We start from the raw sequence: 19,065 nt of genomic DNA on the forward strand, positions 1-19,065 counted from the left end.
GTCGCTGCCGCTCGACTTGCATGTGTTAGGCCTGCCGCCAGCGTTCAATCTGAGCCATGATCAAACTCTTCAATTAAAGTTTTGTTGGTCTCTCGACCGGCTCAATGAATACTGATTGTTCTAACTAAGTTAGAACGAATTGACTGTGCCAAATAACCGAAGTTATTTGTATTGGTCACTCAGTTCACTGATAAATCTTTTGACTAATCATTTCACGAGTGCCCACACAGATTGCATGGTCAAATTGTTAAAGAACAATGTTAATTACGACCGCTCTGAATCAGTGCTTTGTCGTGACAACGGAGACGCATTATAGAGAGTTCGATCGTGTTGGCAAGCGCGATTTAAAAAAAAATAACACACAAGCGACTAACCGTACAAACTTTAGCCAAAAGAGGAAAAGCAGGCCACTTTAAGCACAGAAAAAACAACACCCCGGGCACTTTTCATCTTCAGGCTACGTGTTCATTCACTCTGGCAGGCTTTTTTCGGGTGCGTTCTCTTGGGTGGGTAACAGGAATTGCAGCTAATAAAGTCTTGGTGTAATCCGCCTGAGGAGATTCATAGATCTCTTTTACCCCGCCAAGCTCAACAATTTTTCCTCGATACATCACTGCAACGCGGTCAGAGAGATTCTTGACCACTGACAAATCATGGGAGATGAAAATCATGGCTAAATCCATCTCTTGTTGTAGCTGGAGCAACAAATTCAGGATCTGTGCCTGTACCGATACATCCAAGGCAGACACAGACTCATCGCAGATTAATAATTTGGGTTTCAATGCAATCGCACGTGCGATACCAATACGCTGGCGCTGGCCTCCGGAAAACTCATGCGGATAACGCAGAACTGCACTTTCAGGTAATTCAACTTTTACCAGTAGCTCTTTTACCCATTCCTTACGTTGTTTTGGTGTGCCGATGTTATGAATGATAAAGGGCTCTTCCAAAATCATACCAACAGTATGACGCTGGTTAAGTGACTCCATAGGATCTTGAAAGACAATTTGCATGTCTTTGCGAAGTGGGCGCATCTTTTTAACCGAATAGGCCGTGATATCCAGCCCCTCAAAGTAGATCTTGCCTTCTGTCGGCTCATACAGCTTGAGGATGGTTCGCCCCAATGTGCTTTTCCCACAACCAGACTCACCGACTAAGCCAAGGGTCTCTCCCCTTGCGACTGAAAAAGAGACACCATCAACAGCTTTAACGACATATCCAGATTTAAAGATCCCTTTTCCAGAGACGAAATGTTGCTTGAGTCCTTCAATACGGAGGATTTCATCCATATAAATACCCTTTGCCTACCCCTTGAACTCCGGAAACAGTTCGGGATCGATCGGTTTAATTTCTATCGGCTGCTTCGGCTCGTTATTAAGACTTGGCATCAGCCCCAGCAGTCGTTCGGTATAGGGGTGCTGAGGGCTGTCAAACAAGTCATAAACGTTGGCTTGTTCGACAATGCGCCCGCCATACATTACCGCCACGTCATCGCAAATTTCAGCAACGACACTCAAGTCGTGCGTAATAAAGATCATGGCCATGTCAGTTTCTTCCTGCAATGCAATCATGAGATCAAGGATCTGGGCTTGTACCGTCACATCAAGCGCCGTCGTCGGCTCATCACAAATAAGAATGTCAGGCCTGCAGGCCAACGCCATGGCTATCATTACCCGCTGCCGCATCCCTCCAGATAAGTTATGCGGGTACTCCTTCAGCCTTTTATCCGGCATCGGAATACGCACCTTATTCAGCATTTCCAGCGAAAAAGCCATTCTGTCTTTCTTGTTTAGCTCAGGGCGATGCAGCTCAAGCACCTCGTTAAGCTGCTTGCCAACGGAATACACCGGGTTTAACGCTGTCATCGGATCCTGAAAAATAATAGAAATCCGGTTTCCCCGCATGGCATACATTTCGGTTGCCGGCAGCTGCAGTAAATCAGTGCCGCGATATAACACCTGACCACCAGTTACATAACCATAGGGCTTGGGGAGCAACCCCAGAACAGACAATGCGGTTACGCTTTTTCCACAGCCCGACTCGCCGACCAAGCCAAGAGTCTGCCCTTTGAACACATCAAAACTGACTCCGTGCAGGATCTTCGATGTTCCATCATCTGTCATAAATTCTGTTTCAAGCTCCCTGACACTTAAAATGGCATCTGAAGACATATGGCCTCCCCTTTCATCGCTTTTGCTTGGCCTGTTACAGCTTGTAGGTATCGTCAATCACCGTCACGGGCTCGAAGGCGCGACCTTTTTTCATTGCCGCCTTAGTTTCTTTTTTGATGTCCGTATCAATCCAAAATGTCCCGAGCTCGACCGGATAAAACATGGATTCCGTTTTCTTGGTCATTCCCGGTACCGGGTATCGAACCCAGCGCCAGTGCGCTTCTCGGGTATAGGGCACCATATAACCCGGAACAATAATAAAGGCGTCAGTAACCATTTTTTGGATCGTATGAGAGATCTGATACCGCTTACTGACATCAAACTCAGCTTTGAAGGCTTCAATCTGTTCATCAAGTGCCGGTGAGCTGTAATTGGTATGATTGTTTGTTTGGGGCTTCACATTTTTGGAGTGAAGATATTCCCAGTATGCCGGGATCTCCCCTCCTGCCATATTCAAGAAGGCAAGATCGTGTTTCTTTTCCAGAATATATTTAAACGCTGCGGAGCCGTCGACCAGGTTCAGGGTCAGTTCCAGGCCCGCCTGCTTCGCTTGCTCTTTTAGATAGGCAATACGCGGCGACCAGACAGGGTAGCCATAGGTCACCGCAAAACTCAGCCGCTGCCCCTGACTATTGACGCGAATACCATCGGGGCCAATTGTCTCAAAACCGGCTTTGGTAAAAAGCTCTGCAGCTAGCTGCGGATTAAACGCCGGCGGCTTATTATCCCCGCGATCATATTCGCCATGGCCAAAACCAAGCCCATGGGGCTTGCGAACATAATCCCCTCGCAGCACATTTTTGATCATCCCGTCAAAGTCAGTCGCATACGTTAGCCCTTTACGGACTTCAATGTTATCCAGCAAGGGCTTTGCCGTATTTATCCATATACCACCAGCCCCTTGAGCAACTTGGTTATAGCCCCAGAATTTATGAATATACCCTTTCTTATATGGCTGACTGCCTGATTTATCATGCCAAAGATGCGGCAGTACCAGACCAAAAGTATCCAGATCACCTTTTTCGAAATGCTTGCGGGCGATGTCATTATCCCGGATCACGCGAAGCCGGATCTTATCGACATTGTACCGGTTCTGATAATAGCGGTTGCCGTACCCCCACCAATCCTTGCCGACATGCCTGAAGATCACGCTTTTTCCCTTTTTGACGCTGTCGAGATAATACGCCCCCGTTGTCGGCTCGCTCCTGAAGTTATACTTGCGAACAAAATTATCGTCGATGCCATCCTTGTTTTTATCGTTGTCAGGCTTAAAGAAATGCTCGGGGCGTGGCTGGAGTCCATTGCTGGGTAAGTTAATCATGACCATCTGCTCATCATTACTCTTGGCCGTCTTGGCAATGATGGCGATAGTATGATCATCATATTTAATGACGGTACCGATGGTGTTGGTAAAGAAGTCGTTGTACCAGGGGTCAATGATGTCTTTCGAGCGATAGTATTTCAGCATAAACAAATAGTCATCGGCAGTAACAGGCTCACCATCAGACCACTTTGCCTCTGGGTTGAGTTTGAAATAGACCGTTTTGTAATCGCTGCCGAATGCCCATGACTCAGCGAGTTGGGGAATCCACTTTCCGGTGTTAGGGTGTCTGGCCGCCAGCTTGGGCATGCCGTCCATAAAATAATGTCTCAACCCTGAATTGGCATCCGGACCGACACTGCGTAAAGTTTGCGGAAAGCTCGCCATAAACGTTCGGAACGTACCGCCTCGTTTCGCCTGCTCCGAGGCAAACAGCGGCTCGTTCATATTTGATATCCACACCAACCCTTCAGGTAACTCGCTGGCATTAACGCCATCAGCCATGTTCGTTGCATTCGCAACACAACTCACCCCCAAGAGAACTGACAATAAGTAAAGCTTTATACTCTTATCCATTTTCACATCCTGAGTTAGCGGTCATTAAATATAACGAGTGAACTTCTTGGGATCGAAAGCCGCGCGTATCGCCTCCCCGATAAAAGTCACCATGATCAATACCAGCACTATTGCCGTCACCACCGAGATAACAATCCAGGGCGAGTCCAGGTTTGATTTCCCCTGCTGCAGCAATTCTCCCCAACTCGGCGTGGGCGGCATCAGCCCGAGCCCCAAATAATCCAGTGCCGTTAACGCCGTGATATTGGCTGCAATCGTAAACGGGGCTAGCGTCACAATCATCACCATGGTATTAGGAAGAATATGACGGAAGATGATCCGGGCCGTTGAGGCGCCCAGCGCTTTGGCCGCCATCACATATTCGCGCGCCGACTCCTTGTAGGTCATCGTCCTCATGTACCAGGTCATACCCATCCAGCCGAACAGCACATTGATGGCGACAAACAACGTAAAAGTGGGCTGTGTGATCGACACCAGGATCATGATGACGTACAGGAACGGCACCATTGACCACACTTCAATCAGGCGCTGGACAAACAAATCAAATTTCCCGCCCCAGAACCCCATGGCGCAGCCCACTGACGTTCCGATGGCATAAGAAACGGTCATCGTCAGCAGCGCAAAACCCATTGCGGTTCTGAAGCCATAAACCAAACGCGCAAGGATATCGCGCCCTATTACATCCGTGCCGAGAAAGTGCCTATTATCAAAGCTCGGTGCTGTCGGTGGATAATCGCCGCTGAAATCCTGCTCGTAGGGGTTCCATGGCACAATCGGCATGAGGACAAAGTTATCGCTACCCTGGGCTGAAAATGCCAGGCTCATCGCCTGATAATCCGGCTCGTTGCTGTAGTCGAAACCATAGTCAGTCCCCGATTTCACATCGCTGAATACCGGAAAGCTATAAACGCCGTTATACCTGACAACTAATGCCTTGCTGTTGATCAGCAGTTCAGCAAACAGGGACATCACCAGCAGCAACGACAATACGACAAAAGACCAGTACCCGCGCTTTATTGCTTTAAAACGACGTATTTTTTTGAGGGTCAGGGGGTTCATTCTCATCGGCTCACGCTCCAAACCGCACTCGCGGATCAGCCAGAGCGACACAGATATCCGACAAGATATTACCGACCATCAGCATCGCTGCATTAATCGCGACAATCCCCATCACAACAGGATAATCACGCTGCATGATTGACTCATAGCCAAGCAGACCGATCCCGTCGATATTGAAGATCACCTCAATCAAAAACGATCCTGTCATAAAGAAAAGCAACGAGTTGCCAAAATGGCTGGCAATCGGAATAAGGCTGTTACGAAGCGCATGGCGGCGTACCGCCGTACGAAAAGGCAGTCCCTTGGCGATGGCCGTACGGATATAGTCTGACGATAAGTTTTCCATCAGGTTGTTTTTCATCGTCATCGTCAGGGTGGCGAAGTCACCGATTAGGTAGCAGATCAGCGGCAGGACGGCATGCCAGAGAAGATCCGAGGCTTTTTCCGCAAACGTCTCGTAGTCCTCAAAGTCATCCCCTACAAAGCCCCCCATCGGAAACCATTCCAGGTGATAGCTAAAAAGAGTAATAAGCAGGACGCCGACCACATAGCCCGGTAAGGCATAGCCAATAAAAATTAAGATAGAAGAGCCGGAATCAAAAACCGAACCATGCTTCACCGCCTTGTAATAGCCCAGCGGGATGGAAATGAAATAGCTGATAAAAAACGTCATCCCGCCGTAAAACAGCGAGACAGGCAGTCTTTCGGCAATCATCTCGGTGACCGGCTCGTAATACCGAGTTGATTCACCAAGATCCAATTGCACAAGTTTGCTTAGCCACTCCCAGTAGGCCTGATGAACCGGTTTATCCAAACCATAAAACGCATTCAACTGAGCCAGTTGATCGTCCGATAACGCTGAGCTTCCACCTGCCGTAGTCATTGCCGAAGCGCCGTCGCCCTGGAACTGCATATTGGCCAGCATTCGCTCGACCGGCCCGCCGGGCACCAGACGAGTAATGGCAAAAATCAGGACGGTGATGCCAAGAAACGTTGGTATCACCAAGGCCATACGATGCAAGAAATACGACAGCATGTATCGACTAACTCCTTGTCTGACTGCGTGCGAGTAATGCTTCCTAGTATTTAAAAGATAGCAGCAAGGAGAGATTTCAGCTTTTCAATCAATGTAATGTGAGTTGGCAGGCGGTCACCAGCAACATAAGCGAGGCCATATTGCGGGCATTAAAAAAGGCCGCGACTGCGACCTTCAATTTAGGGAGACTATCAAAAGTTCGGCATTACCGAGCGGCCAGCCACGCCGGTACATCGGCCACACTGTCCAGTACCACACTGGCCAGCGCTTCACCTTCTTCGGTCACAGGCTTACCGGAACGAACCAGTATCTTGGTTCCCACCTCGGCAGCACCCGCGGCTTTCATGTCATCGGCTTTATCGCCAATCATGACCGAATTTGCCATATCGATTTTCAAGAAATCACGGGCAGAGATAAACATACCTGGTTTTGGCTTGCGACATTCACAGTCTTGCAGGTAATCACCCTTTCCTTCCGTCGGGTGATGAGGGCAGTAATAGATGCCGTCAAACTCAACACCGTTATCGACGAAGTTCCAGTCCATCCATTCGGTCAGAGTCAGGAATTCATCTTCGGTGTACATACCACGGGCAATGCCGGCCTGGTTCGTCACCAGCACAAGCAGATATCCCATTTCTTTGAATTTCTTACATGCTTCGAACACGCCTTCAACGTATTCAAAATCATCAACGGTATGAACATAACCATGATCGACATTAATCACGCCGTCACGATCGATAAAAACTGCTGGTTTGGCCAAAAGTCAGCCCTCTGTCTATATATATTAAGGCAAATTATCGCATGGCTACGACTGGGATTCATCTGTTTATCTTATAGCCACAAAGCCGTTTGGACGTCTAGACGTAAAAATATCTATTGACTTAGCCGTCTAGACACCCTAGCATCAACAACAGATGCGATTGATAAACACTTTTCGCACAAAACAATGACAAAGTAAATACAACAAATAGCATTACGATATACCAGTGTTTACAAGCTTTTACCCTTGTAAAAATTGCCAAGGCAACAGGTATACGGTTTAGGAAGTTCGATGATAGAAATAAACAGAGTAAATAAAGTGTTCTATCAGGGGGAGAAGGAAATCAACGCGCTGCGTGATATCAATCTTACCATTGAGCAAGGCACCATCTTCGGCGTTATCGGGTCTTCCGGTGCAGGAAAAAGTACCCTGATCCGCTGCGTCAATCTGCTGGAAAAGCCAACTAACGGCCATGTTATCGTTGACGGTATCGATCTCACTCAGCTTTCCAATCAGGAACTGACACTGGCCCGCCGAAAAATCGGGATGATCTTCCAGCATTTCAACCTGCTTTCTTCCCGTACCGTTTTTGACAATATTGCTCTGCCGCTGGAACTTGCCGGTAGCACAAAAGCCGAGATCAAAGCCAAGGTCAACGAGCTGCTGAAACTGGTTGGACTGGCCGACAAGAGCGAGTCCTACCCGTCGAATTTAAGTGGCGGCCAGAAGCAGCGAGTGGCCATTGCCCGGGCACTGGCGTCCGACCCCAAGGTTCTGCTCTGCGACGAAGCAACCAGCGCCCTGGATCCGGCGACCACTCAATCTATTCTCGAACTGCTAAAAGAAATCAATCGCAAGCTTAATCTCACTATCTTGCTGATCACCCACGAAATGGATGTGGTCAAAAGCATCTGTGCCGAAGTGGCAATTATTGGCGACGGCGAGCTGGTTGAAAAAGGTCCTGTCGGTGAAATTTTTGCCCATCCGAAAACGGAGCTGGCACGCAACTTCATCCGCTCGACACTGGATTTATCGATCCCCGAAGACTACAAGGCACGCCTGGTCGATACACGCATCGAAAACAGCTACCCATTAGTACGTCTTGAGTTCACCGGCGCATCGGTTGACGCCCCGCTGATCAGCCAGGTTGCCCGTGAGTTCAATATTGATATCAGCATTCTAAGTTCAGATATGGACTATGCAGGCGGTGTGAAATTCGGCCTGATGCTGGCCGAGCTATTTGGAACAGAGCTGGCCGCAGAACACGCCATTGCTTTCCTTCGTGATCACAAAGTTAATGTAGAGGTATTGGGTTATGTTACTTGAGTCTATTACTACCTGGTGGCAAGCCAACGAACGCCTGACCTACCTGCTGATTGATGCTCTGGGCGAAACACTGGTAATGGTTTTTGCTTCCGGTCTGATTGGCTTTGTGATCGGCATTCCTGCCGGTGTTGCCCTCCATCTGACCAAAGATGGCGGCTTGCTGGAGAACAAGGCGCTGAACAAGCTCCTGGGAACAATCACCAATATTGGCCGTTCTATCCCGTTCATTATTCTGCTGGTTGCCATCATCCCGTTTACCCGGTTTGTCGTCGGCAGCTCTATCGGCACCGCCGCGGCTATTGTTCCGCTGACTGTTGGTGCAATTCCTTTTATTGCCCGCCTGGTCGAAGGCGCGCTGCTGGAAGTACCGACAGGGTTGGTTGAAGCCGCTCAGGCTATGGGTGCGACACCACGCCAAATTATCAATAAAGTCCTGCTGCCAGAAGCGCTGCCGGGCATCATCAATGCCGTCACCATTACCCTGGTTACGCTAGTCAGCTACTCAGCGATGGCCGGTACCGTCGGCGGCGGTGGTCTGGGCGATGTCGGTATCCGTTACGGCTACCAACGCTTCGATGGCACCGTCATGATGATCACCGTAGTGATGCTGGTGATCCTGGTACAAATCATTCAGTCGGCTGGCGACCATTTGGTCAAGCGCGTCGACCACCGCTAAACAGAAAAAAACATTAACTAATAATTACCATCTAGTATTACGGAAAACCCCCGCTTTAAGGAGAAGTTACATGGCGTTTAATCTTAAGAATCTTTTTGCCGTCGCAGGCCTGGCATCAGCACTTGTACTAACCGGTTGTGGCGAGAAAGAAACCGCAGTCGATAACAGCAAGATTAAAATTGGGGTGATGGCAGGTGCAGAAGCACAGGTAGCGGAAGTGGCAGCCAAAGAAGCCAAGGACAAATATGGCCTGGATGTCGAACTGATCACCTTTACCGATTACATCTCACCGAATGCGGCACTGGAAGACGGCTCTATCGACATCAATGCCTTCCAGCACAAACCATACCTAGATCAGCAAGTCACCGATCAGGGATATAAATTTGCCATTGCAGGCAACACCTTTGTTTACCCGATTGCCGCCTACTCAAGCAAAATCAAATCGATTGACGAGCTAAAAGACGGCGACCAGATTGCCGTACCAAACGATCCAACCAACCTTGGCCGTTCGCTGCTGCTGCTTGAGCAACAAGGCCTGCTGAAACTGAAAGAAGGTGCCGGCCTGACAGCAACGGTACTGGATATCATTGAAAGCCCGAAGAACCTGAAAATTGTCGAGCTGGAAGCCGCGCAGCTGCCTCGCTCTCTTGACGATGTCGCACTGGCAATCATTAACACGACTTATGCCAGCAGCATCAATCTGACTCCAGAACGCGACGGTGTATTTGTTGAAGACAAAGAATCACCATACGTTAACCTGATTGTTGCCCGCGAAGATAATGTCAGTGCCGAGAACGTACAGACATTCGTCAAAGCCTATCAGTCAGAGGCGGTATATACCGCAGCACAAGAAATCTTCCAGGGTGGCGTAGTGAAAGGCTGGTAAGCCCGCTTCCCAAACACCAGGAACAAAATGAATAAAAGAGGCTTCCCAATTAGGGAAGCCTCTTTGCTTTATGTCGACTGTGAATATGCGCCCCAATCGAAGCATTGATTTTCCCCGTCGGCACTATTTTTTCTTCACTTTTCCCTGCACGGCCTTAAACCTTGGGTTGGACTTGCAGATCACATACACACGCCCCCGGCGTTTTACAATCTGGCAGTCACGATGACGGGCCTTTGCACTTTTCAGCGAGCTTAATACTTTCATTGTACTTTCCTTCCTATTTATCCTTCTTCGCACCAAACCTCCCGAATCGGCGGCTAAAGTTAGCCATTCGCCCTTCGGTGCTGATCACACGCTGCTTGCCGGTGTAAAACGGATGGGACTCTGAAGAGACGTCCAGAGTGTAATAGGGATATTCCTGGCCATCTTTCCAAGTAATTGTCTTATCCGTTTTTAGCGTTGACCCCACCAGGAAGTACTTATCAACGCTCGTATCATGAAATACAACGGTTCGATACTCGGGGTGGATACCTGGTTTCATTTTGCAATCCTCATCTGGCGGTTACTGTATCAATCATAGCTTACGATATGTTATAACATATCATTTGATAATAATTCTCATATTCAGGTCAAGTACTTTTTTATGGTATGTTCTGCGCTATCAGAGAAAAGGCGTTATTCAGATGTCATATCAAATTGAGCCAATCGGTATTATTCGCTCTCCTTACAAAGAAAAGTTTGCCGTTCCGCGCCAGCCCGGCCTGGTACCGAGCGCACGCTCGGAAATCGTCCTACAGGGGGAGGCCAATGCACTCGAAGCGGTACGCGGCCTTGAACAATTCAGCCATCTCTGGCTGTTATTCTTGTTTGATCAGAATCTGGAAGCTGGCTGGCGACCGACGGTCCGCCCTCCCCGCCTTGGCGGTAATGAACGTATCGGGGTTTTTGCCAGCCGGGCAACCTTCCGGCCTAACGGAATTGGCATGTCAGCCGTTGAGTTCAAGGGCATTCGCCAAGATGGCAAAGATATCGTGATTGAGCTCGGTGGGGTCGATCTGGTCGATGGCACCCCAATTATCGATATCAAGCCCTATATCCCCTACTCAGACAGCTTGCCTCTGGCTACCGGCGGGTTTGCCGACGAAGAGCCTGACACACTCTCTGTGACTTTCACCGCCCGGGCCGAATCACAGCTAACAGGAAAACAGCTGGCAAGGCAACGGGCCGTGATTGAAGAAGTGCTGGCGCAGGATCCTCGCCCGGCCTACAAAAAGGGCAAACCGGACAGCAAAGAGTATGGTGTCCACTTATTCAACTACAATGTTAAGTTCACCGTTGACGACGAGAAAGTCACCGTCACCGCGCTGGACAAGCCTGTGGCAAATAGAAAAGATTAAGCGCACGGCAGCCTGTTCTTTTTGGCGAACAGCCAAATGGCTGGTAGTATATGCGGTTACCGCCACTGTAGGCGGCCGGGGATGTCCCCATTACTTATCAAATTCATATCAACCAACGGATACCATCAATGCGTACCAGTAAATATCTTCTTTCAACGCTGAAGGAGACTCCAAACGACGCAGAAGTTATCAGCCACCAGCTGATGCTACGTGCAGGTATGATCCGTAAGCTGGCTTCAGGTCTTTATACCTGGCTACCTACAGGTCTGCGTGTTCTGCGTAAGGTCGAAAATATTGTTCGTGAAGAAATGAACAATGCCGGTGCAGTCGAAACGTTAATGCCCGTGGTTCAGCCCTCTGAACTATGGGAAGAAACAGGTCGCTGGGACAAATTCGGTCCCGAGCTGCTACGTATCGCTGACCGTCACGACCGACCGTTTGTACTAGGTCCGACTCACGAGGAAGTGATCACGGACATGGTTCGCAACGAAGTAAAATCTTACAAGCAGCTTCCGCTGAACCTGTACCAGATCCAGACTAAATTCCGTGACGAAGTTCGCCCGCGTTTTGGTGTAATGCGCTCACGTGAGTTCATCATGAAAGACGCCTACTCTTTCCACCTGGACAAAGAAAGCCTGGTAGAAACATACGAGACAATGCATCAGGCTTATTGCAACGTATTCAGCCGTATGGGACTGGATTTCCGTCCGGTATTGGCCGATACAGGTTCAATTGGTGGTTCTGGCTCTCACGAGTTCCACGTACTGGCAGAAAGCGGTGAAGACTTAATTGCCTTCTCTACTGAGTCTGACTATGCGGCTAACATCGAAAAAGCTGAAGCGCTGGCGCCGACAACAGAGCGTGCGGCACCAACAGCAGAGATGACGTTGGTTGATACACCAGATGCGAAAACGATCGCCGAGCTTGTCGAGCAACACGGTATCGCTATTGAAAAAACAGTGAAAACCTTGTTCGTTAAAGCCTCGGAAGAAGTGGATGCCGACCTGGTGGCACTGATCATCCGCGGCGATCACGAGCTGAACGAAATCAAAGCCGAGAACCTGTCTTGCGTTGCTGCTCCGCTTGAGTTTGCCACTGAAGAAGAGATTCGCGGCCTGGTGAATGCCGGTCCTGGCTCTCTGGGCCCAGTTAACCTGCCTGTACCTTTCATCGTTGACCGCGCGGTTGCGGTAATGAGTGACTTTGGTGCCGGTGCCAACATCGACGACAAGCACTACTTTGGTATCAACTGGGGTCGTGATGTTGAGCTGGGCCAGGTTGAAGACCTGCGTAATGTGGTTGAAGGTGATCCAAGCCCATGCGGCCAGGGCACCCTGCTGCTAAAACGCGGTATCGAAGTGGGTCATATCTTCCAGCTTGGTAATAACTACTCCAAGTCAATGAACGCGGCGGTTCTTGGTCCTGATGGTAAAAACACTATCATGGAAATGGGTTGTTACGGTATCGGCTGTACCCGTGTCGTGGCAGCAGCCATCGAGCAGAACAACGACGAGAACGGTATTATCTGGCCAGATGCTATTGCACCGTTCCAGGTCTCTATCGTACCGATGAACATGGCTAAATCTGCTGAAGTAAAAGATGCGGCTGAAAAGCTGTACGCAGAGCTGACCGCAGCTGGCATCGATGTGCTGTTTGATGACCGTAAAGAGCGTCCGGGTGTGATGTTTGCCGATCATGAACTGATTGGTATCCCACATACTATCGTTATCGGTAACCGCAGCCTGGAAAACGGCGAGATGGAATACAAAGACCGTCGTGCCGGCACCAAAGAAGGTGTTGCCATTACCGACATGGTAGAGTTCATTAAGCAAAAACTTGCGTAATTTGAGACGACCAGTCCTCCAAAGCCTCCCTCGCGGAGGCTTTTTTATTTCCGGGAAAGCGCCCTGTATCGCGCCTTTTCAACAGCTTTGGGTATATAGTTTGAATATAAGATAAAAAGAAACCGAGAAGCATTTGAATGGCAAAGGATAAGCCAAAAATCAGTTTGCTATTATCCGGCGGTGGCGCGCGTGCTGCCTACCAGGTCGGCGTACTCAAGGCCATTTCCGAGTGGTACCCACGAGTACATCACAGCCCGTTCACGATATACTCCGGTACCTCTGCAGGGGCCATCAATGTCACCTCGATCGCCAGCTACGCCTCTTGTTTTCGCCTTGGCGTCAAGAAACTGGAATGGATCTGGTCTCGTCTTCATAGCCGCCGGATATTCAAAGCCAGTCCGTACGGAATGACCAGCTACCTTGCCGGTCAGTGGTTTGCCCGTCTGCAGGCCGACCACCATGAACGCCCGCCCTTTGGCCTGCTCAACAACCGTCCTCTTCGTCAGTTGCTCAACCAAGTCAACAACTACGGACGACTGGAAAAGCAAATTCTTGCCGGTAACCTCGACGGTATCTCCATCACCGTATCCAGTTACAAAAGCGGTCAATCTGTGAGTTTTTTTCAGGGGCAAAAAGAGCTGGAAGAATGGGACCGGGCAAAATCCAAAGGACGCCGTGCTCTAATCAATACCGAGCACTTGCTCGCTTCTTCGGCCATACCGCTTGTTTTTCCTGCTACCCGTCTCGGACAGACCTACTATGGTGACGGCTCCATTCACCAGCTTGCACCGCTGCGCCCCTCTCTCAAGATGGGGGCCGACAAGATTCTTATCATCGATTTGATCAACCAGAAACTTGATGAAAGAGACCACACCAAAGCTCCCGGCTTGGCGGCTCTGGGCGGCCACCTGATGGATACGATTTTCAGCGATACCCTCACCGCCGATCTTGAGCACCTGTCTCGTACCAATGCGCTGCTAAACGCCTTGCCAGCGTCTGAGCAACAGAAGATAAATATGAAAATCGTCGATCACGTCCACCTTTTCCCAAGCAAGTCCTTCGAGCCTCTGGCGCAGAAATACTACTGTCATATGCCACCAATGACCCGGGCATTAATGCGCCTTACCGGACTCAGTCCGAGAGATGATGCTGCGATTACCAGCTATATTTTGTTCGAACCCGCATATATTAATGCATTAATAGAGCTGGGCTACCATGATGCCCTCGAACAGGAAACGATCCTTCGCAACTTTTTAAAATAAAATCAGTATTTTATTTATAAAAAAGTGCTCCAGGTGTTGAAATGGCGTAATAATTGCCTATAGTTAACCCCTTACCTTTTTTTTGACGCTTATATGGATCCGAATCTCTGGAACAATATTTTTGCGGAAAATAGCAAACCAAGGGCTAAACCCCTTGGCGCTGACCAGCGCCTGCTGATTCTGCAAAAGCTCCAGGGAAAACTCGACCTGGGCTTATTATTCGAAATATTTGCCAGGGAAATCGAGAAACAAATCGATATCAGCCGTCTGGTCTGGGATCTGGAAGAAACCTCCACCCTGATCCGCCGTGGTGAAGCCACCCAGTATCGGCAAGCCTTTATCCTGCGATTCGGTGACAACGAACTTGGCAAGCTGCAATATTCGACCCCCTACCCGCTGGATAAAGACGAAATTAACCTGCTTCATACCTATCACCGTCTTTTTGCCGGGCCATTAATGAATGCGATTGAATATCGTCGAGTCAAGAATATGGCGCTGCGTGATTACCTATCCGGCCTGGGCAACCGTAGCTGCTTCGAGCAGGATATCCAGCATGCGCTAGCCATGAGCGAGAGAAGAAATGTCGGCCTGGTACTGGTGATGTTCGATCTGGATAACTTCAAACAGGTCAACGACCGCTTTGGCCACCTTGATGGCGATAAGGTCATTCGACGTTTCGCGACCCTTCTCAAGCAAGCGGTGAGAGCATCCGATCGCTGCTATCGTATTGGTGGCGATGAATTTGCCGCGCTACTCCAGCCTGCAACCGATAAATCGGCCCTGCATGTTGCCAAGCGAGTCCAGCAACTGATGAGTGATGATCACACCCTGCGAACGCTGAAAATTGGCTCCTCATGCGGATTTTCCGAATACCAGAAAGGGGATACGACCACCTCGCTTGTCGATCGTGCCGACCGTCAGCTATACCGTCACAAGCGTAACAAATAACCACTCTCCACGATGCCTGGCCATTTTTATCATCACCTTATACGACACTCTGATATAGTAATGCTGTAAGGCGTTCACTCCCTATAGGCACTTGCCCAGTGCCTATAGGGAGTTAACGAATTAAAGGAAAAAGCATGAAAGTTTATGAATGCTGTGAACTAATCCGAATGACCTATGCCCAAATTGGTGGCGGTGAACTGGGTTATATCCCCAATGCGATCCACTGTGCAATCAAAGCACTGGACTATGTTGCCGCCAACGAAGAAGTGCCACAGGAAGTCAGGGAGCGTGCAGCCTTTGCCGCCGCCAACTTACTGATGAGTGATCATGAGGATAAATAATGGACGTCAAAAACTTTGATACGATGGATCCGGTCATGCTGATGAGCATTGTCAATATGAAGATCCGCGACGAATTCGGCGACCTGGATAACCTGGCGAAATACTACGGTATCGATAAAGAAAAACTGGTTGCCCGACTGGCCACTGCCGGTTTTGACTACCTGCCAGATGCCAAGCAATTCCGCTAACGATTCGCCGGCAAGGTCCCCAAACAAAAACGGAAGCCTGAGGGCTTCCGTTTTTTATTTACTAGCCTTTAAAGACAGGCAGTAGATTCGCCATCGCCAGTAAATGGAAGGCGGCTGTCAGTACCCCGAATGCGATCACCGCATAAATCGTCACATTTCCCCCTGGTACCACAAAGCCATCTTGTACCGGCACTTTTTGACGTAATGTTTTTGCCAACGTCGCCGGGATAATACAGGTCCAAATCGTGGCAGCAGCACCGGCTAAACCAATCGCGGTGACAAAACCAAACGGAGCCACTAACGAGAGCACCAATGGCGGCATAAACGTCACCCCCCAGGTTTTTACTCGTCCTTGCTTGGTATCGGCAAAGCCAAATAAGTCAGCCAAGTAATCGAACACACCCAACCCAACACCAATGAAAGATGAGACAATCGCGGCAATAGAAAAGATATGCAGGGCTTGTTTAATGCTATTTGAATCGATGGCAGCTGTCAGTGCAGACATCAAGACATCCACGCCGCCACCAGCAGCCACAACAGGGCCAAACGCCTCACGCGGTAAATTACCAAAAATACAGATCACCCACCCCAGATAAAACGTGAGGGCAATTAGCGTGCCGCCAAGAATCGCTTTTTTGGCACGGCGCTCATCTTGGTAGTAATCACGCATCGTGCTCACCGAATGATGGTAACCAAATGACGTTAACGCGACCGGCAATAGGGCTAACGCATAGGCCGAGTAAGGGGTTTCACCTTGTGCTTGTGCAAACAAAACCGGCATACTGATATGCGAAGCCAGCCCTGAAACACCCAGCACAAAACTGATGATCATAAAGAGGATCAACACAATAGAAATACGATCCACTGCACGGGTAGAGTGCAAGACAAAGGCCGAGCAAAATGCAACAAACAAGACGGAAGCCAATTCACGCGTGACACCTAGCATTTCACTGAAAATCATGCCGGATGTTGAAATATACGCATAAAGTAGAATCCCACCCACAAAATACAGAGATAGATTATTGATAAAGTTTACTTTATTGCTTAATACATCTTTGGTAACAGTATTGAACGAAGCTTTAAACTCATAATGCTTAAGTGCTTCTAACAATAACCAGCCGGAAAGCGTCATCATGATCATAGTGAATGAAATGGCGATCACACTCCATAACGTCCACGCACCCGCACCTGCACTTGGCAATCCAAGCATGCCTGCCCCAACACAAACACTGGCGATAATACACGCCCCCCCAAGTGTGGATGGTTTACTCATAATGACTCCTAGACAAGGTTAACGTATCAGCGTGCTAGTACAATAATGGCAACCAGAAATTTTATCAACCACAGAGGTACCAACTGGACAAATACTATACAGACAGATGGAAATACTGCTTTACAGACCACATGGAGTGAAGTGTTGCTCTCATAAAAAAACCGCTCACTGTTTAAACAGCAAGCGGTTTTTAATATCAAACCATTCAGGTGCAATCAGCACCCTATATTACAAAGCCGGGCAGCTTACTTCATTTGCGCAAAATAAGCGGCAACATTGGCAATGTCGGTATCACTCAGCATCGAAGCCTGCGGCTGCATGACCGCAGCCATTCCACCTGTGCGCTGCTTATTCTTATAAGCCTTAAGAGCACTAACCAGATACTGCTCGTTCTGGCCTTTCAGGTTCGGGTAACCCGGTATCATTGCGACACCGTTAACACCATGACACGCAGCACATACGGCGGCCTTTGCTTTACCGGCGGCGGCATCGCCAGCAGCCATTGAAGGGGCAGACATCACTGTCGCTAACATTGCAATTGCAAGAACTTTCTTCATTGGGTCCTCTTATAATTCTGTATTATCCAAATACCCGGCCCAGATCAAACTGTCCTAAAAAAGCGAAAAGCAGGGTATTAGAGAATTGTGCACTGTTTGGCCTAACATTGCACATCAGATGCATCATTGTGCCACTCCAGGTCACAGTCCTGCCCGCTGAATGCCTCAACGACAAATAATCCGGCAACAGCGGCAAGCTGGTCACCATAATAGATAAGCGGTGTTCGGCGACGGTTCCAACTCGGGACCCCGTATTCCTGAAATAACTTTTTCAGCTTTCGCTTGCCCACTCTGCCGACCGGCTTAACCTCGATGCCCTCGGGATCAAACCGGATAGACAGCACCTCTCCCTCTTTCGGCAAGCGCAACTGTCCCCCGGCAGTTTTGCGTACCGTCAATGAGCCTAAATTCTGCGGTAGCCTGCAGGGCTGATCCAATTGGCATTCTTGTTGCCAATCTTGAATATCCGGCCATTGCTCGACCAGATATAATCGCTGCCGAAAGCGCCTTACCTGCACTTGCTGCCAGCACAACTGCGGATTGGCATCAGCTTTGGCCTGTACAACCGTCTGCCAGATCTGATCGAGCTGAGCCTTGGAGGGCATCAGGATATTAAACAACCCAAGCCACTGCCGGATCAGCTGCTTGCCGACACGCTCGGATCCCAGTGCGGCGACCGACAGACTTTGGTCAGCCCCTAGTGCCAGCTGAAGCTTCTCGTGCAGCAGCTCCTGCAACAAGGCATCCTGTTCACCACAAAGCTCCGCACTCCGGGCAACGGCCTTGCGTATCCCCGGCCAACGACAGATCAACTGCGGTGTCACCTCGTGACGCAAAAAGTTACGGTCATAGCGGGTGTCCTGGTTGCTTTCGTCTTCAACCCACTCCAGCTGATGTTGTTGCCCATAGCACTCAATCTCAGCCCGGCTAGAGGACAATAGCGGGCGTAAGTGCAATCCATCGGCAAACGGCGTGCCGGAAGCCATTGCCGCCAGCCCTGCCGGGCCACTGCCGCGCTTGAGTGCCAGCAATACGGTCTCAAGCTGATCATCGGCATGCTGGGCGGTTAACAGGATCCCCCCCGGACGTATATGCTTTCGCAGCGCCTGATAACGCTGCTCTCTGGCTTGCTGCTCGACACTCACCCGACTGCCTAGCGTCAGCTCAACACGCTCAACACAGCACTCGATGCCCTCTTGGCGTGCCCACTCCAGACAGCGCTGGCTCCACACATCGGCATTCTGGCTGAGACCATGGTGAACATGCACCGCCAGACACTCATGTTGCGGGTTCAGATGCAGATACTGCCCCATCAGACGAAGCAATACGCGGGAATCCAGCCCACCACTCAGGGCCAAGACAAAATGTCGAGGGCTATCACAGTAAGCCTGCAGGCTATTGGCTAGTCGGGAGTACAGCATCTCTGGCAATCTCTTATCGAAGT

20 protein-coding genes and 1 rRNA gene are annotated in these 19,065 nt (G+C 49.6%); 9 read left to right on the forward strand and 12 right to left on the reverse strand.

From position 1 onward, the window contains the following. From EIZ48_RS21995 to gmhB, 7 genes are all read right to left on the reverse strand, one after another. A 16S ribosomal RNA gene (locus EIZ48_RS21995) occupies nt 1-76 on the reverse strand; the annotation flags it as partial. A gap of 376 nt (nt 77-452) precedes the next feature. Then, complete coding sequence (locus tag EIZ48_RS22000; RefSeq protein WP_160656372.1) at nt 453-1,289, reverse strand: ATP-binding cassette domain-containing protein; 837 nt, start codon at nt 1,287-1,289, stop codon at nt 453-455. Nucleotides 1,290-1,304: 15 nt separating this feature from the next. Next, entirely contained in the window at nt 1,305-2,171 is an 867-nt protein-coding gene (locus tag EIZ48_RS22005) for an ABC transporter ATP-binding protein (protein WP_160656375.1), read from the reverse strand. A 34-nt stretch (nt 2,172-2,205) separates the two neighbouring features. Then, on the reverse strand, nt 2,206-3,996 hold the full coding sequence (locus tag EIZ48_RS22010; protein WP_240153063.1) for an extracellular solute-binding protein: 1,791 nt from the start codon (nt 3,994-3,996) through the stop codon (nt 2,206-2,208). 96 nt (nt 3,997-4,092) lie between these two features. Then, complete coding sequence (locus EIZ48_RS22015; RefSeq protein WP_160656381.1) at nt 4,093-5,133, reverse strand: ABC transporter permease; 1,041 nt, start codon at nt 5,131-5,133, stop codon at nt 4,093-4,095. A gap of 4 nt (nt 5,134-5,137) precedes the next feature. Beyond that, nucleotides 5,138-6,163: an ABC transporter permease subunit gene (locus EIZ48_RS22020; RefSeq protein ID WP_160656384.1), complete on the reverse strand. Its 1,026-nt coding sequence runs from the start codon at nt 6,161-6,163 to the stop codon at nt 5,138-5,140. Nucleotides 6,164-6,368: 205 nt separating this feature from the next. Then, nucleotides 6,369-6,923 (reverse strand): D-glycero-beta-D-manno-heptose 1,7-bisphosphate 7-phosphatase, encoded by a 555-nt coding sequence (gene gmhB / locus EIZ48_RS22025; RefSeq protein ID WP_160656387.1) that lies wholly within the window; start codon nt 6,921-6,923, stop codon nt 6,369-6,371. 291 nt (nt 6,924-7,214) lie between these two features. On the opposite strand from gmhB, the gene metN reads away from it, so the two are divergent. From metN to EIZ48_RS22040, 3 genes are all read left to right on the forward strand, one after another. After that, a complete protein-coding gene (gene metN / locus EIZ48_RS22030; protein WP_160656390.1) occupies nt 7,215-8,249 on the forward strand; it encodes a methionine ABC transporter ATP-binding protein MetN in 1,035 nt (344 codons plus the stop codon). After that, complete coding sequence (locus EIZ48_RS22035) at nt 8,239-8,925, forward strand: methionine ABC transporter permease (RefSeq protein ID WP_160656393.1); 687 nt, start codon at nt 8,239-8,241, stop codon at nt 8,923-8,925. Before metN ends, EIZ48_RS22035 begins: the two co-directional genes overlap by 11 nt. 70 nt (nt 8,926-8,995) lie before the next feature. Next, the gene (locus tag EIZ48_RS22040) at nt 8,996-9,811 is read left to right on the forward strand and encodes a MetQ/NlpA family lipoprotein (RefSeq protein WP_075762743.1); all 816 of its coding nucleotides are present in this window, start codon (nt 8,996-8,998) and stop codon (nt 9,809-9,811) included. 123 nt (nt 9,812-9,934) lie between these two features. Here the strand turns inward: EIZ48_RS22040 and ykgO are convergent, their stop codons facing one another. Next, nucleotides 9,935-10,075: a type B 50S ribosomal protein L36 gene (gene ykgO / locus EIZ48_RS22045; RefSeq protein WP_075762742.1), complete on the reverse strand. Its 141-nt coding sequence runs from the start codon at nt 10,073-10,075 to the stop codon at nt 9,935-9,937. 13 nt (nt 10,076-10,088) lie between these two features. Beyond that, a complete protein-coding gene (locus EIZ48_RS22050) occupies nt 10,089-10,352 on the reverse strand; it encodes a type B 50S ribosomal protein L31 (RefSeq protein ID WP_160656396.1) in 264 nt (87 codons plus the stop codon). 142 nt (nt 10,353-10,494) lie between these two features. Here EIZ48_RS22050 and tsaA point away from each other — a divergent pair, with 142 nt between their 5' ends. The 6 genes from tsaA (at nt 10,495) to EIZ48_RS22080 (ending at nt 15,791) form a co-directional block, all read left to right on the forward strand. Beyond that, nucleotides 10,495-11,208, forward strand: coding sequence for a tRNA (N6-threonylcarbamoyladenosine(37)-N6)-methyltransferase TrmO (gene tsaA / locus EIZ48_RS22055; RefSeq protein WP_160656399.1), 714 nt, complete (start codon nt 10,495-10,497; stop codon nt 11,206-11,208). Between the two features lie 128 nt (nt 11,209-11,336). Next, on the forward strand, nt 11,337-13,052 hold the full coding sequence (locus tag EIZ48_RS22060) for a proline--tRNA ligase (RefSeq protein ID WP_160656401.1): 1,716 nt from the start codon (nt 11,337-11,339) through the stop codon (nt 13,050-13,052). 137 nt (nt 13,053-13,189) lie between these two features. Next, nucleotides 13,190-14,314 (forward strand): patatin-like phospholipase family protein, encoded by a 1,125-nt coding sequence (locus EIZ48_RS22065; protein ID WP_160656403.1) that lies wholly within the window; start codon nt 13,190-13,192, stop codon nt 14,312-14,314. A 93-nt stretch (nt 14,315-14,407) separates the two neighbouring features. Beyond that, nucleotides 14,408-15,262, forward strand: a complete 855-nt coding sequence (locus EIZ48_RS22070; RefSeq protein ID WP_160656406.1) for a GGDEF domain-containing protein — start codon at nt 14,408-14,410, stop codon at nt 15,260-15,262. A gap of 134 nt (nt 15,263-15,396) precedes the next feature. Beyond that, nucleotides 15,397-15,603 (forward strand): YaeP family protein, encoded by a 207-nt coding sequence (locus EIZ48_RS22075; protein WP_075762736.1) that lies wholly within the window; start codon nt 15,397-15,399, stop codon nt 15,601-15,603. Next, complete coding sequence (locus tag EIZ48_RS22080) at nt 15,603-15,791, forward strand: DUF4250 domain-containing protein (RefSeq protein WP_160656408.1); 189 nt, start codon at nt 15,603-15,605, stop codon at nt 15,789-15,791. The genes EIZ48_RS22075 and EIZ48_RS22080 overlap by 1 nt, the downstream gene beginning before the upstream one ends. Before the next feature lie 61 nt (nt 15,792-15,852). On the opposite strand, the gene EIZ48_RS22085 is transcribed toward EIZ48_RS22080, so the two are convergent. The 3 genes from EIZ48_RS22085 to tilS all read right to left on the reverse strand — a co-directional run bounded on the left by EIZ48_RS22085 (nt 15,853) and on the right by tilS (nt 19,042). Beyond that, a complete protein-coding gene (locus tag EIZ48_RS22085; protein WP_160656411.1) occupies nt 15,853-17,064 on the reverse strand; it encodes an aromatic amino acid transporter in 1,212 nt (403 codons plus the stop codon). A gap of 245 nt (nt 17,065-17,309) precedes the next feature. Next, the gene (locus tag EIZ48_RS22090) at nt 17,310-17,621 is read right to left on the reverse strand and encodes a c-type cytochrome (protein WP_075762730.1); all 312 of its coding nucleotides are present in this window, start codon (nt 17,619-17,621) and stop codon (nt 17,310-17,312) included. A 101-nt stretch (nt 17,622-17,722) separates the two neighbouring features. Next, nucleotides 17,723-19,042 (reverse strand): tRNA lysidine(34) synthetase TilS, encoded by a 1,320-nt coding sequence (tilS, locus tag EIZ48_RS22095; protein WP_160656541.1) that lies wholly within the window; start codon nt 19,040-19,042, stop codon nt 17,723-17,725. Between the last annotated feature and the right edge of the window lie 23 nt (nt 19,043-19,065).

Origin of the sequence: Photobacterium alginatilyticum (assembly GCF_009910675.1) — a bacterium.
Classification (GTDB): domain Bacteria; phylum Pseudomonadota; class Gammaproteobacteria; order Enterobacterales; family Vibrionaceae; genus Photobacterium; species Photobacterium alginatilyticum.